This is a genomic window from Salinibacter sp. (genome assembly GCF_042218895.1).
Lineage (GTDB): Bacteria > Bacteroidota > Rhodothermia > Rhodothermales > Salinibacteraceae > Salinibacter.
This window is the reverse complement of the sequence record NZ_JBDGQQ010000179.1, coordinates 1-15,588: the sequence shown is the minus strand read 5'-3', so window position 1 is coordinate 15,588 and position 15,588 is coordinate 1. Positions and strand designations below refer to the sequence as shown.

The 15,588-nt window shown below is 64.9% G+C and carries 10 protein-coding genes; 4 read left to right on the top strand and 6 right to left on the bottom strand.

All coding sequences use genetic code 11. The features are described 5' to 3' along the window. On the top strand, window positions 1–1,785 hold a 1,785-nt coding region (gene treY / locus ABEL04_RS14780), incomplete at its 5' end, for a malto-oligosyltrehalose synthase (protein WP_375803168.1). Window positions 1,786–2,342: 557 nt separating this feature from the next. Here treY and ABEL04_RS14775 read toward each other — a convergent pair. Beyond that, entirely contained in the window at window positions 2,343–2,573 is a 231-nt protein-coding gene (locus ABEL04_RS14775) for a UPF0175 family protein (RefSeq protein WP_375803167.1), read from the bottom strand. Window positions 2,574–2,718: 145 nt separating this feature from the next. Between ABEL04_RS14775 and ABEL04_RS14770 the strand changes: the two genes are divergently transcribed. Continuing rightward, the gene (locus ABEL04_RS14770) at window positions 2,719–3,954 is read left to right on the top strand and encodes a M48 family metallopeptidase (RefSeq protein ID WP_375803166.1); all 1,236 of its coding nucleotides are present in this window, start codon (window positions 2,719–2,721) and stop codon (window positions 3,952–3,954) included. 73 nt (window positions 3,955–4,027) lie between these two features. Here the strand turns inward: ABEL04_RS14770 and ABEL04_RS14765 are convergent, their stop codons facing one another. The 5 genes from ABEL04_RS14765 to ABEL04_RS14745 form a co-directional block, all read right to left on the bottom strand. Further along, window positions 4,028–8,077: an ATP-binding protein gene (locus ABEL04_RS14765; protein ID WP_375803165.1), complete on the bottom strand. Its 4,050-nt coding sequence runs from the start codon at window positions 8,075–8,077 to the stop codon at window positions 4,028–4,030. 190 nt (window positions 8,078–8,267) lie between these two features. Beyond that, entirely contained in the window at window positions 8,268–8,732 is a 465-nt protein-coding gene (locus tag ABEL04_RS14760) for a DUF4783 domain-containing protein (RefSeq protein ID WP_375803164.1), read from the bottom strand. Between the two features lie 187 nt (window positions 8,733–8,919). Continuing rightward, window positions 8,920–9,885, bottom strand: a complete 966-nt coding sequence (locus tag ABEL04_RS14755; protein WP_375803163.1) for a 2-hydroxyacid dehydrogenase — start codon at window positions 9,883–9,885, stop codon at window positions 8,920–8,922. Between the two features lie 168 nt (window positions 9,886–10,053). Then, a complete protein-coding gene (locus tag ABEL04_RS14750) occupies window positions 10,054–12,531 on the bottom strand; it encodes an endonuclease MutS2 (RefSeq protein WP_375803162.1) in 2,478 nt (825 codons plus the stop codon). A gap of 184 nt (window positions 12,532–12,715) precedes the next feature. Then, window positions 12,716–13,720, bottom strand: coding sequence for a sugar phosphate nucleotidyltransferase (locus tag ABEL04_RS14745; protein WP_375803161.1), 1,005 nt, complete (start codon window positions 13,718–13,720; stop codon window positions 12,716–12,718). A 440-nt stretch (window positions 13,721–14,160) separates the two neighbouring features. Between ABEL04_RS14745 and ABEL04_RS14740 the strand changes: the two genes are divergently transcribed. Both ABEL04_RS14740 and ABEL04_RS14735 read left to right on the top strand, forming a co-directional pair. Further along, window positions 14,161–14,874 (top strand): OmpA family protein, encoded by a 714-nt coding sequence (locus tag ABEL04_RS14740; RefSeq protein WP_375803160.1) that lies wholly within the window; start codon window positions 14,161–14,163, stop codon window positions 14,872–14,874. 274 nt (window positions 14,875–15,148) lie between these two features. Next, the coding region (locus tag ABEL04_RS14735) for a tetratricopeptide repeat protein (protein WP_375803159.1) at window positions 15,149–15,588 on the top strand (440 nt) is incomplete at its 3' end.

Sequence of the window (15,588 nt, the reverse complement as noted above, 5' to 3'; positions counted from 1 at the left end):
GACGGCGTGCGCATCGACCACATCGACGGCCTCTTCGACCCGCACGAGTACCTCGACCGCCTGAAGGACCTGGGCGCCGATCGGATCTGGGTCGAGAAGATCCTCGCGCCCCGCGAGACGCTGCCCGACGACTGGCCCGTCGACGGCACCACGGGCTACGACTTTCTGAACGACGCGATGGGGGCGCTGCTGTACGACGGCAACGAGGAGCTCCTCCGCCGCACCTACCGGCGCGCCGTGCCGGATGCACCGAGCTACGAAACCACCGTCTACCGCAGCAAGCTGCTCGTCATCGAGCAGACTCTCTCCAGCGAGCTGGCGCGGCTGGCGTACGAGCTCGACCGCCTCTCGGAGGCGGACTACCATACGCGCGACGTCACGCTCGCCGCCCTGCGCGAGGCGCTCCGGGAGGTGGTGGCCGCCATCGACCGCTACCGCACCTTCCTGCCCCACGACCCCGAGACGGCCCGCGAGGTCATCGAGGAAGCGATCCACCGCGCCCTCCAGCGCAATCCGGCCACCGAGCCGACGGTCTACGAGTTCGTCGAGCACGCCATTCTGGGGGAGCTCCGCGAGGACCTGCGCAACGCGCAGCGCGACTGGGTGGGTCGGCTCCAGCAGTACACCGGTCCGGTGGCGGCGAAGGGCATCGAGGACACGGCCCTGTACCGCCACGTCCCCCTCGCGGCGCTCAACGAGGTAGGGGGCGAGCCCGACGCCTTCGGGGTGCACGATCATGCCGTCCACGCCCGCAATCGGTTCCGGGCGCGGGAGTACCCCGAGGCCCTCCTCACCACCGCTACGCACGACCACAAGCGCGGCGCCGACACCCGAATGCGGCTTCTCGCCCTCGCGGAGCGGCCGGAGCGCTGGGCCGAGGTCGTGGAGTCCCTCTCGGAGCTCGGGGCTGACCATCGCGGTCCGTACGGCCCGTCGGCAAAGGATGCGTACCTGTTCTACCAAACGCTGGCCGCGCTCTGGTGCGACGCCCACGGCACGCCCCGCATCGCCGACCCCCGCGCGGAGTTGGCCGACCGGCTTGCAGAATACATGGAGAAGGCCGCCCGCGAGGCGAAGCAGCAGACAAGCTGGATCAACCCGGACGCCGATTACGAAAACGACCTGGAGACCTTCGTCCGCGGCGTCACGACGGGCCCGGAGACGCCTGCGGTGCTCGACGACTTCGCCATGCAGCTCGCCGAGGCGGGGTTCGCCAACCGCCTCAGCCAGCTGACAATGAAGTGCACGGCCCCCGGCGTGCCGGACGTATACCGCGGCACCGAGTTGGCCGACCTCTCGCTCGTCGATCCCGACAACCGGCGTCCCGTCGACTGGGCGAGCCGCCGGACGGCCCTCGACGACCTCGCCCCGCTGCTCAACGACCCGACCATCGAGGCGGTGCAGTCTCTCTTCGCGGGCCCCGACCCGCACGCCTACTTTTACGTGACCGCGCGGCTGCTGCGGTGGCGCCGCACCCATCCGGATCTCGCCGCCGCGGAGGGCTACGTGGACCTTACGCCGGAAGGCGAGAGCGCCGGCGACTGGCTCGCGTTTGGTCGCTTCACGGGCCCAGAGGACGATCCGGATGCGGCTCTTCTCACTGTGGTGTCCCGCCATCCCCTCTCGCGCGATCCCGACGCCCCGGCGACACTTCCGCTTCCGGACGCGCTCGCCGACCGGGCCTGGACGGACGTGTTGACGGGGGTCGCCGTCGACGCCGATGCGGCACTTGACGTGCAGGCACTGCCGACGGATCAGGCGGCGGTTCTGGTGGCGAAGCGATAGCCGCCTACTCGTCCTGCAGCAGGGACCGGTACAGGGACTCGGAAATCCGATTCTCTCCCAGGAGCACCCTCCACATTCGCTTTGCTTCCGTCAGCGAGAGGAGGTCGTCCTGGTGAGCTCGATCAATCAGTCCAGCGGTTCCCGAGATCTCACATCCGAGGCGTCTGGCCACGCGGCGACCGGCCGTTTCCTCGATGAGAAGAGGGTGTTCAAAGTTGCCGAGAAAGAGCAATCGCCTCTTGTTCTCCTTCGTCCAACACGTGCCATCCTGATCCTGGATCTCCCCTTGAGCGAGTCTCCGGACGCCGCACGTCAATCAGACGACGAAGCCCCGCTTCTTCCAGAAACGCCTCTCGTCCCTCATACGGATGAGCAACCTCATCCAGCACAGCCGGAGGGATGATGAGCCGGTCAAGGATCGACCGGATACACTGAAATCCCGCTGGAAGTGATTCCAGGCTGATCAACGGTCCGGTATCGCTCACGAGGACGTCCCAGCCTTCCACAGGGTCAAAGCAATCGGTTCGCTTATGCCGATGGGACTGGGAATGTCCAAATCACTCGCGACGATGCCGCAACTCATGCTGAATGTCCTCTGGATCACTGGTCATGTACGCCACGTCGTGGTCCGCGAGCATCTCCTGAAAGGCCCGGCGCGAGAGTCCTAGAACATCGCATCCCTGCTTTTCCGACAGCGTCCCCGCCTCGTACAGCAACGCGACGACCTGTTCTTTCGCCTCGTGCTCGTCCAGTCCCACATTGTCCGGAAGGTCGATGGTTACCTGCATTGCTTCACGGCGTTTGGTGAAAAGACCGTCCAATCAGACATACGACCCACTCCCACGGCGGTTCTGAAAAACTGAACCCCGCCGTCGCCCGTCCATTCATCCGACGATTCCGCGCCACGCCTGTTGAGTTCACCCCAGAACCGACGTGAATGTCTACGCCGTCATCATTCTCGCCGCCCTATTGGCCGAGTACGCGCTGAACCTCGTCTCGGACGTCCTCAACCTCCGCCACCTCCAGCCGACACTGCCGGCGGAGTTTCGCGACACGTTCGACGAGGAGGAGTACGAGCAGGCCCAGGAGTACACCCGCACGCGCACCCGCCTCGGGTGGGTTTCGTCCACCGTCGGCCTCGCGGTGCTCCTCGTCTTCTGGTTTGCTGGGGGATTTGAATGGCTCGATACCGTCGTGCGCGGCTGGGGCTTTGGGCCTATCGTTACGGGCCTGTGTTTCATTGGCTTGCTCGTGCTCGGGCGCGGGGCGCTCTCGCTCCCGTTTTCGGTCTACTCCACGTTCGTGATTGAGGAGCGCTTCGGCTTCAACGAGACGACGCCCAAAACCTTCGTCCTCGACCTGCTGAAGAGCATCGCCCTCGGCGTGGCGATTGGGGGGCCGCTGCTAGCCGCCATCCTCTGGTTCTTCCAGTCGACCGGGCCGTACGGCTGGGTGTACGCCTGGATCGTGGTGACGGCGGTGATGCTGCTCCTCCAGTTCTTCGCCCCGCGCTACCTGATGCCGATCTTCAACGACTTCGAGCCGCTGGAGGAGGGGGAGCTCCGCGAGGCGATCCTGTCGTACGCCGACAAGGTCGACTTCCCGGTCGGCGAGGTCTACGTGATGGACGGCTCGCGCCGCTCGAACAAGGCCAATGCGTTCTTTACCGGCTTCGGGGCGAATCGGCGCATCGTGCTCTTCGACACGCTCGTGGAGGAGCTCTCGGTGGACGAGCTGCTGTCGGTGGTGGCCCACGAGATGGGGCACTACAAGCTGCACCACATTCCGCAGCGCATCGCGATTAGTGTGGTGCAGACTGGGGTGCTTTTCCTGCTGCTCTCTGTCTTCCTTCAGGTCGAGGGCCTCTTCCATGCCTTCTATGTCGACCAGCCCGCCGTCTACACCGGCCTGCTGTTCTTCGGCCTGCTGTACTCGCCGGTCGAGTTGCTGCTCTCGATCCCGCTCAATGCCTGGTCGCGCCGCCACGAGTTCCAGGCCGACCGCTTTGCCCTCGAGACCACCCAACAGGGAGAGACGCTCATCAGCGGCTTGAAGCGCCTCGCCGAGACGAATCTCTCGAACCTCACCCCGCACTTCCTGAAGGTGATGCTCGAGTATTCTCACCCGCCCCTCACCGAGCGGATCGATGCCCTTCGAAATCCAGCGTAGCGCATCTGCGGCTGGGAGGCCCGCGCCGGGATGTAGGAACGGGTTCGTGCCGATCCGGGCCCGGCGTACGGACTCAGTCAGTCGAGGCCCCGTCCTCCGCTGGAGGCAGGTGGACCCAGAAGGTTGTGCCCTCCCCCTCCGCAGTTTCGAAGCCAATTTCCCCTCCGTGTTCTCCAATGCTCTTCTGGGCGATGGCCAGCCCGAGGCCCGTACCGCCGGTTTTGGTCGAGAAGTTCGGCTCGAAGATTTTGTCTCGCAGGTCCGGTGGGATTCCCGTACCGTTGTCGGCCACCCGGCTTTGCACCATCGGGGATTCTCCGTCCGCCCGGCCCGTCCACTGCGTTGTTACCCGGACGCATCCATCCCGGTCTTCAGGAATGGCCTGCAGGGCGTTCTTGAGAAGATTGATGTAGATGCGCCGCAGCTCCTCCCGGTCTGCTTCCACCACCAGGGGCTCGTCGTGTAGATTGAGCTCAATCGCGGCGTGGTTGGCCGTCTCTTCCTCCATCAGCGACACGGCTTCCTGGATCGTCTCATTGAGGTCGACAGGCTCCGTCACCCGCGTAGGCAAGCGGGCGAAGGTCGAGAACTCGTCGGCGATGCGGACGAGCGACTCGACCTGCTCGATGAGCGTGCCTGTGATGCGGTCGAACACCTCCGCAAACCGGGACGACTCCGGCACGTCGTTGGCCCGTTCGAAGGCCCGGCGGAGGTGCTGGACGGACAGCTTCATGGGCGTGAGCGGATTTTTGATCTCATGCGCCACCTGCCGGGCCATCTCGCGCCAGGCGAGCTCCCGCTCCTGACGGGCGAGCTTGCGGCGGCTCTCGGCGAGCTGATCCCGCATCTCGTTGAAGGTTTGCACCAAGTCGCCGATCTCATCCCGCGTGTCGACGGACAGGGTCCGCACGAAGCGGCCCTCCCCGACGGCCTCCAGCCCCTCCCGGAGCCGGGCGATGGGCCGGGCAAGTGCGTTTGCCAGTACCACGCCCGTGAGTGCCACGACCACGACCAGAATGAGCAGGGCGCCGAAGAGGTAGGCCAGTGTGCGCGACTGCTCTTCCTGAAGCCGCTCCTGCTGGGCGAGCGTGGGCACCCCCACGACCAGTTGAGGACGCCCCTCGGCGTCGACTAGGGCCTGATAGCCCACTCGGTATCGAAACTGCCCGATGGTCGCCTTGGCAGTCACAAACCGGCGGGCCTCTTCATGGAGCGCATGGTACACGTCGCTGGGCAGGCGCTTGGGGATCAGGTCATCGCGCAGAAGGCGCGGCTGGCTCGTCCGGACAAGCTGCCCGTCCTCGTACAGGTGAAGCTCGAGACCGACTCGTGCAGCGAGCGAGTCGACGTTCATCTGTCTCGCCGCGCGCCACAACCGTTCGTTGGGGCCTGCCTCCAGCGCCAGCGTTTCCTCCACGCGAGCGAGATGATCGTGCATTCGCTGCTCGACGACGCGCTCATTTTCTCCGGTAACAACCCGTACGCCCACCACCCCGACGGCCACCATTGAGACGATGCCAACGACGAGGAAGGCGTTGAGTACCTTGTTTCGGAATCGCACCCGCGAGGCAGGGAGGTGCCCCCGCCGATACCGGACATACAGCCCGAACAGATAGGCCAGGAGCCCGACACAAAGGCCGGCCACCGTGAGTCGGAGCAGATAGTACAGATGATCGAAGGCAAGGACGGCCGGAATGCGCACTGCCGCGATGGACGGCGACGCCCCCGCGTCTTGCGAGAACCGGTGATAGTACGTTAGGTACCGGCGGCCCCGCATGACTTCTCGGTGCCACACTGCCGTTTGTTTTTTCAACGTGTTTCGCAAAGAGGGCTGGAGGCGGGTCCGCCCAAAGTCCTCCCCGTAGCTGCGAACGAGCGTTCCTTCTCGAAACACCGCTAGCGAGAGCCTGGCGTAGAGGTCGCCAAACGATCCCTCGGGGAGCAGCACGCGAGGCACCCCGAATCCGGCGCCGGGCAGTAGCGACTGTGACTCGATTCGGACCAGCACCCAGGTCTCGGCGGATCTGGACGGTGCAGGGACGCTGAGCAGACCTCCGTACTGGGTACGACCTCGCCCGGCAGGTCGCTTCGTCGTGGTTTGGGGAAGCTTTCGGACGGTCGGTCCGGGGTTCCGTTCGTACAGCGGCCGGAGGGCCGCGTACACCCTGCGTGCGGCCCGGTCGGGCAGGGATCGTTCTACGCGACCAGCGGGGGCATACCGCCGACGCACCTGACCGTCGCTCCCGAGTATGCTGAGGCGTACCTCGTACGTCGCAAGGGAGGCCAGCAGCGACTGGCGCACGAGCTGCGTGGCCACCGAGTCGATTTGTGGGCCCATGTCGGACCCGCTAGCCTGCAGTCGGGGGGCGAGCTTCTCCGAGGCGGAGCGGAGCACGCGCTGAATCGAGTAAAGGACGCGCGGATCCTGCCCTCGCTCGAACGAGTGTGCGGCGTCAACCATGTGCTCCCGTCGCTTCGCGTCCATGCCGGTGTAAAGCAACGGGTAGAGCAGCAAGGTGACGGCGAAGACCGCCCCCAGCAACCCTCGGAGGGTAAACACCTTCTTGCCCCCGCTCGTCTCAACGAGGCCGTAGAGGGACAGGGCTCCAATCCCTCCAAGTGCCCCCAGCATGTATGCCGGTGAGACGACGGCGTAGGTGTCCGTCCCGAGGTACAGCGTCGTCAGGCACGCTCCGAAAAGACCCGTTCCTATGACGAGCCCAATTCCCCGAGGCCACTGGCGCGGGCGGTGAATCAGGAGGCGGCGGAGGGCCATCCACGTTCCTGAAACGCCAACGAGGACACCGGCGGCCACGAGCAAGAACAACCCACACAACACCCCGAGGACGAGCGGCTCCGGAAGGAGTCCCGTGCGGGAAAAGAAGTCGAGCGTGCTATCGAGCACCGCCCGCCGGACTACGTAGGCAAGGACTACGACTCCACCGATGCTCGCCCCCGCAAGCAGGACGAACGTGCTCAGGTATCGGCCTGCATGCGGGTATTGAGGGGGGTCGCCCTGGAGGGCGGCGGAGAGCTCCGTCACCGCGTCGGCCCGGGGCCGGTAGTGGCGAGCCAGATACACTGTTCCCGTGGCGATCCCTCCGGCCCAGAGGCCCGTGAGCAGAAGGTCCCCGATTGATCGGAGGATGCCCCCTCCGATCGTCGTGGCGAAGTAGGTTGGGTCGAAGAGGGGGGCCAGCAGGTCCCCCGGTGCCGCCCAACGGCCGGGCACGTCGAGCCAGAGCAACGCGTAGCGGGCCGCAACGGCAAGGAGGACCACCACGGCGAGACGCCCAACTGCAGCCACCCGGGCGCCCCGATGCCGCCGGAGTCCTGTGCGCCGGGCGAGCCGGAGGTACCAGACGACAACTCCTCCTAGCCCCCACCCGATGAGCAGAACCGCCCAGCCCACGAGAAGATCGGTGTAGAAGGAGGCCGTCCGCTGGACCATGCGGTCGGGCGTCGGCGGACTCACAGAGACGTATCCAAGAACAGTGCCCTCGACCCCTCGAAGGGTCCGGTGCGGTGAGGGGGGCGGCGTCGACGCCCACTGCACACGTACCATCTCTCCGGTCTCTCGGGCCCACCGACTTTCCAAACTCATGGCGCGCATGTACCGGTTTTGTATCGGGGGCTGGTACCGGACGGTGCGCGTAACGCGTACGGCCCCGAGTACGCGTCCTTCATGCCGAACGGGAACCCAGGCGGCGAGGGCCCGCCGCTCGCTCCCGTCGGCAACTACGGTTGTCTGCGGAGTGGTCGGGAGGCGGCCCTGAAATCGTGCACTGTCGACGGGTGTTTGCTTTCCCTTCCAGGCCAGGACGCGTAGGGGAGGCGCGTACACCTCGACGGCCGTGCGGGCGCTGAGCGAAAGGCCCGTGGCGTACTGAACCAGCGAACTCGGGCGCGTCTCGCGCTCACGCCACGCCTGGAGCCCCTGTACGACACTCGAGTCGTTGGCGAAGCTACGGGCCCGTCCGTGGAGCTCTTCCCGAAGCCTCGTGAACCGGTCCTCGATGGTGGCGAGCGTCGTCTGGACGACCGCCTTCTGGCGGGCGTCTACGTGAGACTCGACGGCCTGAACCGCGTACATCCGAACGACCGCCGTTGCAGCAAGGGCCAAGACAAGCCCGAGTCCTAGTCCCCAGGTCCAGGGGGATCGCCGGAGCATACGGAACAGACGATCTACCATGCGGAACGAAGAGAATCCGCAACGCAGAGAAGGTTTCTATACAATCTCTCTGGGGAAGAGTGCCCGCCTCAGGCCACAGAAGACACCTTCAGGGCGCGCCCAGCATTGCCGACACCGAGCTCTACTCAGTGTCGCGTTCAATTCTTACCTCCTGCAGTTGCCAGGCGCTGTCTTCCTCAACACGGCCCAGGCGAACGTACACCAGGAGTTGCTGAGCAACACGGGCCTGCTCGTACCGCCCCCGCACGAAGTAATTCGTCGCTTTCTCCACCGCGTCCTTTACCGAGAAGCGACTAGGCTTGTGGCCCCGGAAAAAATTGCGTAGGACGTACAGCGCCTGCGCACTGCTGTAGTAGGTGCGCTCCCCGAAGAGATTGACCTCGACCCGGTCGGCAGACGGCTTGAGAAGACGTTGGGCATTGCCCTCCGAAAACGCCGCCGCGACCCGCTGTACCACCGCGGGCGGTGCGTCTTGCGTCGTATCCGACGTCCCTCCCGTCGTGTCTGGTGCCTGCCCCCGCACTGCCGAGGGGAAGCCTCCGATTCCGGCCAGCAGGAGCACCAGTGACAGCCGGGAAACCGTCATGAGTCGCGTGGGATCATCACCCAAAGAAAAACAGGCCAAGTCGTTGGCTGGTGCCCGCAAAAAACGGGCCGATCCCGCGTGCCCGAGGTACGGCTCGTTCCGCCGCCCGCAACCGTTGGTTGCCCCACACACTGCCGTCCACCGCACCGTTCAGCGTCAGGCACAGTTCCTGTTGGCGTTTCACCGCCTACACGAGCCGGTGGGGGACGTTTTCGGCCCCGTCCAGGAATGCCTCGATGGACGCCGTGCACATCTGTGCCATCCGCATGCGCGCATCCGTCGTGGCGCTGCCCAGGTGCGGAGCAACCACTACCCGATCCTGCTCCAGCAGACCCGGGTGCACGTCAGGCTCTTCCTCAAACACGTCGAGCCCAGCCCCCGCAATCTCGTCGGTCTCAAGCGCGTCTACGAGGGCATTCTCATCGACGACGGGGCCCCGAGCAGTGTTCACGAGAATCGCCGACGACTTCATTCGTTCTAGCGCCGCGGCGTCGATTAGGTGGTGGCTGTCTTCGTTGTGGGGGCAGTGAAGAGAAACCACGTCGCTTGTCGCCAGAAGATCGTCGAGGTCCACGTACCGGGCACTCGTCTGGCGCTCGATGGTGGGATTGGCCCGGTGGCGGTTGTGGTATACGACATCCATGCCGAAGCCCAGGGCGCGCCGGGCCACGGCCGCCCCAATTCGTCCAAGGCCCACAATTCCGATGGTCTTGCGGGATAGTTCCATGCCCAGCATAAGCGTGGTCTCCCACCGCTCGAAGTGACCGTCGCGCACATGCTGGTCCGCCGCCGGCACGTGCCGGGCCACGGCCAGCAACAGGGCCCACGTCATGTCGGCGGTCGCGTCGGTGAGCACCCCGGGGGTGTGCGTGACGGCCACGTCGTGGACTTCGGCTGCTTCCAGGTCGATGTTATCCACGCCTACAGCGTACTGTGCCACCATCTGGAGGCCAGACCGCGCCTCAAAGAGTCGCTCCGTCACCGGGTCGGCGAGGATCGAGAGAAGCACGTCAGCCCCGTCGGTCAGGGCAATCAGCTCCTCCTCCGAACGACTGCTTCCGTCCGGTGGATCGCAGACGGTAACGGTGTGCGACTCGCGCAACCCGGAGAGCCCCCCTTCGATCAGGGGGCGGGTGACGACGATGCGGGCCATCGGATGGGAGACTGCTGGGGCAAGAGCACGCGGTGGGGAATGTCGACCACGAAGCTACAAACCGGCAGGCGCTTCGTCCACATCCAGACCGAGCGCAGCGACGCGCGGGCGTAGAATTCCCCGAGAAGGCCTCAGGGCTCGTAGCGCAAAGGCCGCATGTCCCCGCGCCTACGACAGGTCTACCTTCGTAACCCCGGCGCCGCCTTCTTCAATGGGGGCCTTGCGGTAGTCCTCGATGTCTGGCCGGTCGTCGAGCACCTCGTGGATGGCCGAGCGGAGGGCCCCGGTGCCCTTTCCGTGCAGGATCTCGACCGTGTCGAGCCCCGCTGCGCGGGCGTCGTCGAGGAAGGGCTGAACCCGCTTCCGCGCATCGACCACCCGCTCCCCGCGCACGTCGATGGAGGGCTTCGCCTCCAGGGCCGTCATCTTCGCATCATCGCCGGTCGGTCGGTCGGGCTCGGCGGTCGGCCCACCGACCTTGGTGAGGCGGTCGACGGGCACCCGCATGTGCATCGACCCCATGATGACGGTGGCCTCTCCGTCTTCAATTTCCTGCACTTCGACAGCGGTGGAGCCGTCGTCTACCACGACCTGGTCGCCCTCCTCGATGGGGCCGGATTCCCGCTCCGTCTCGGACGCCGGGGCGTCGGCCGGGGGGTCTTCGGAGGGGGGCTCCGCGTCCACGGCGGCCTCCGCCTCCGCGCGGCGGTCCCGGAGGTCCTCTTTGTACTCCTCGAGTTGCTGGCGTGCGTCTTTCGTGGCTTCCGACTCGGCCTGGGCCTCCTTGATTTCCCGGATCGTCCGTTCGATGCGCGCATTCGCGTTCTCCACGATGCGCTCGGCCTCTTCAAGGGCCTGCTGGCGAAACTCGTCCCGTTCTTTTTCGAGCGCGCGGGCCTTCTCTTCGTAGCGGCGACGCTCTTTCTCGGCCTCCTCGCGGATCCGTTCGGCCTCGTAGAGCTCATCCTCGAGCCGCTGCGTCCGCTTCTCGAAGGTCGAAATCAGATTCTCCATCTTGGTCTTCTGTGTGCCCGCCAGCGTACGCGCACGGTCCAGCACCTCGTCCCGCACCCCTAAACGCTGGGCAATCTCGAAGGCATAAGACGATCCGGGCACCCCCTCCTGGTAGCGGTACGTGGGACGGAGGGTCTCCTGATCGAACTCCATCGATCCGTTCTCGACATCCTCCGCCTCGTGGGCGTACACCTTGAGCGTGCCGTGGTGAGTGGTGGCAATGGTGCGGACCCCGGCGTCTGTCAGCTGCTCGAGCACGGCCTGAGCCAGCGCGGCCCCCTCGTCCGGGTCCGTGCCGGTGCCCGCCTCGTCGATGAGGACAAGCGCATTTTCGCCCGCCGTGCGCAACACGTGCTTGAGGGTGGAGACGTGGGAACTGAAGGTAGACAGGTCCTCTTCGATCGACTGTTCGTCGCCGATATCCACCATGATCTGGTCGAACAGGGGGAACGACGAGTGGGGAGCGGCCGGGATGGGGAGGCCGTAGGCGAGCATGAGGGAGAAGAGCCCCACCGTCTTCATCGCCACTGTCTTGCCGCCGGCGTTGGGCCCGGTGATGACGAGCGTGCAGAAGTCGTTGCCGAGTTCGAGGTCGAGGGGGACGACTTCCCGCGGCGGGATCGCCCCATCGTCGCCGTCGGGGGAGCGACCGGCCGAGTCGCCCCCCGCGTCGATCGACTCGAGATGGAGCTCAAGAACCGGGTTGCGGCCCTCACGCAGCTCGATGTGGCCCTCCTCGTTGAGCTTGGGGACCACCGCCTCCAGCCGGTTGGCGAGACGAGCTTTCGCCCGCAGCAGGTCGAACTGCGCCAGGGCCTTCAGATTGACGTCGATGGCGTCGCCCTCGGCCCGCACGTGGGAGGTCACCTGCCGCAGGATACGCTCAATTTCGGTCTGCTCAGCACTTTTGAGCTCCTGCACCTCGTTGTTGAGCTCAAGGCAGGCCGCGGGCTCGATGTAAACGGTCTGCCCGCTGGCAGAGGTGTCGTGCACGAACCCCTCTACCTTCCCCTTCGCCCCGGCCCGAACCGGGATGACCATCCGCCCGCCGCGGATCGTGGCCTGCTCGCCGGTGGTGTGGCCCTGGCGGGCGGCGCGGCGTAGGGCCTCGTCGAGCGCCTCACGGAGCTCCTTCTCGCGCCGTCGGATCTGCCGGCGGAGGCGCTGCAGCTCCGGCGAGGCGTCGTCCCGGATCTTCGCGTCTTCGTCGAGCACCGACGCGATGTGCTCCTCAAGCTCCGGGAGCGGGGTGATCCGTTCGACCGCGTCGGCCAGCCGAGGGTAGTCGTCACGCCGGTTGTCAAAGTGCTGCTTGAGGCGCCGGAGTGTGATGAGGGTTTTCCGGATGGCCATCAGGTCCTCCGGGTCCACGTAGGCGTCTTCGGGGGCGGCGCGGCGGAGGGCGTCCCGCAGGTCGTACATCGGACTCAGGGGTACTGTGTCTCCGTAGCGGAATGCGCCCTGAAGCTCTTCGACGCGTTCGAGCTCGTCTCGCAGCCAACCCATCGTGCGGGCCGGCTTCATGGCGTCGAGGCGTTCTTGCCCTAGCGGGCTCTTGACCAGGCCCTCTAGGCGACTCCGAATGACGTCGAAGCCCAATTTCTCTTCCAGCGACGAGGGGTAGGTTTCCATAGCCAAGCCAGCGGCAGTCAGAGGTCGAGAAGCACGGCAGAGGGAGTACTTTGTACTGCCCTTCTAGCTTCTAGAAAACGGACAGCCCGGCCGCATGCTCCCGTTCCGAGGGGAATGCAGGCGGAAATTGTCGACATCATCGGACTCGAAGCCGCACCCGGCCCCCTCCTTGGGCCCTCCACGGTCAGCCAGCATCAATCTCGGAGTGGTCGCCGATGTTTATCGACTGGACACGTCCTTTCGCTACGGCGTGGCGACCGACGACCGAGTCGGCAAGCACGGCGTTTTCCACCTGCCCGTCCGCGAAGACAATGCTGTCCCGAACGACCGCGTTGGACACGGTCGCTCCTTCCTCGATCGAGACACGCGGCCCCACCACGGCGTTCTCGACGGTGGCGTCGGGCCCTACGTAGACCGGGTCATGGATGATGCTGTCCTCCACAGTCCCCTGGTGGAGATTCTCCGATTCGCGCTCAAGAACGCGTCCCGTGGTGTCCAGCAGGGCCGGGATGGTTCCACAGTCCATCCACGCGTCGACGGAGGCGGTCGTAAACACATCGCCCTCCTGCAGGCGCCGGTCCAGCGCATCGGTGAGCTGGTACTCGCCCCCTGCCCCCCGAAGATCGTTTTCGATGAGGAAGTCAATCGCGGTCTTCAGGTTGGCAAGCTCTCGGATGTAGTAGATGCCGATGAGGGCCTCGTTAGAAATGGGCTCGTCGGGCTTCTCGATGAGCTCTGTGACCTGCTCTCCGTCCCGCACCGCGATGCCAAACCGGCTCGGATCGTCGACCTCCCGCACGAAGGCCACCACGTCGGCGTCCCCGAGGGTCACCTCCTCTGTGAGTGCGAACAGCGTGTCGGCAAAGACGACCACGCCTTCTCCATGGAGGTGCTCCGCCGCGCAGCCCACCGCGTGGGCCGTCCCGAGGGCTTCTTCCTGCACCGGAAAGTGGGGCGTGATGCCCCGCTCGTCGCAGATCTCGGTGAGCTGATCCCGGATCTCTTCTCCGAAGTCGGGGCCGAGAACAAAGACGCCGTCCTCCGGCGTCTCGGGGAGGACCCGCGAGAACGTGTCGACGATGCGCTCGACGACGCTTCGTCCCCGAACGGAAAGAAGCGGCTTGGGCGTGACATGCGAGTGAGGCCGGACGCGGGTTCCGCGTCCCGCCATGGGAACGATAAGCTTCATGGGTGCAGACGGTGCGTTGCGTGTGCGAGGACAACGGATCGAACGACAGCCGCGGGAACGAGCGGGATAGGCCCTTCCACGCAGCCGTCCGTAACAATAATGAGACCGGCTTCCGAATGCCAGTAGGCTCCGTTAAGTTTGTTCAATCGTCCTGTGCCCTCCTCTCCCGACCGGAGCAGTGTTCAGGATCCTGGACGGTGTCGTGCACTGCAGCCGAGGTTCGCGGTCTCGTATCTCACCCGTGCCCGAGGGCTTCAACTTCCTGATTCGTGTCCTTTGAGATGAATATGGAGTGAAGGAAGTAAAGATCTCCCCTCTCACTCGACGTTTAGCGTCGGGGTTGCCCGGAAGTGTGCCGATTGGCCTTGCTCGTCGATCCTCCGTCTTCCTGTGCCCCGATGCCGTTTCGGCACGACCGTTGCATCAATACTGAATACGAAATGGCACGTTGCACAACGATTCGTCCCGTCATGCGACCGACCCGTCTTTCGTTCCGCCTGTTCGTTCCACTGCTCGCCGTGGGTCTCTTGGTAGTGGGATGCAGCAGCTTGAGCAATACCGAGAAGGGAGCCGCGATTGGCGCAGGGGCGGGTGGGGCCGCGGGGGCCGCCGTCGGCAAGGCTGTCGGGGAGACAGCGAAAGGGGCCGTGCTCGGGGCGATCGTAGGCGGAACCGCAGGGGCCATCATTGGCCAGCGGATGGACAAGAAGGCCGAGGAGCTCGACGAGAACCTCGAAAACGCCAAGGTCCAGCGCGTGGGGGAGGGCATCGTCGTAACCTTCGATAGCGGGCTTCTCTTTGACTTCGACTCGGCGGCGCTCCGTGACGACGCGCGGACAGACCTCCGAGAGTTCGCCGGGAGCATGAAGGACGACCCCCAAACCGACATTCTGATTGTCGGTCACACAGACTCGATCGGCGCCGACACCTACAACCAGCGCCTGTCTGAACGCAGGGCTCGGTCCGCCGGAGAGTACCTCGTGGATCAGGGCCTCGCCCGTGATCGGCTGACCCTCACGGGCAAGGGAGAAACCGAGCCGGTGGCCTCCAACAAAACAGAGAGCGGGCGACAACTGAACCGACGGGTCGAGGTTGCAATCTACGCCAGCAAGGAATACCGTGAAAAGGTGCAGAAGAGTGTCAGTCGTCGGTAAGGGCTCGCTTCTTCGACCGTCGGGTCCTGTTTCCGATGCTGGAATTCCCGTGCCCCATCTGGAAACAAAAGTCTGGAACGCTGCTACGTAGGAGGCATTCGTAGCTACTAATTTTTTCACCTTCCATCACAGAGCCTTCAAGCCAATGCATAGAATCACGCATCGCCTTCTAAAGTCTTCCGTGAGCCGTTTGGGTCTTCTGGCCCTCGTATGCGCACTCGGGCTCCAGATTGGCACGGCCCCGGTTCGTGCCCAGGACAGTGGGGGTTCATCCATGTCCGTCAAGAAGAAGAAGCAGTTGAGAAGTCAGATCAAGAAAGCGTACGCGAAGGGCGCGAAGGCCGGTCAATCGGAGAACTTTGAACAGGCCGCTACGCACTTCCAGAAGGCCCTTCAACTCGCCAAGCAGCATAAGGAGCCTCTCAAGCTGACCAGCAGCCTAATCAGCAAAATCGAGGGGAATATCCTAAGCGTTCTCAAGGGAGCCGGGAGTGCGGCCCTCAAGAATGAAAACTACGGCGAGGCGCTGTCTCATTTCGAGAAGGCGATGGAGTACACGGAGAACGACCCCGCCCTCTATTACAACAGGGGTCTTGCCCTGGTAAATATGGACAGCACCGAGGCCGGTCTGCAGTCGCTTCAGAAAGCCGTCAAGGTCGGAAATAAGACCGGAAACACAAAGGTAGCCGGAATGGCCACCGAGCGCACTCGGGA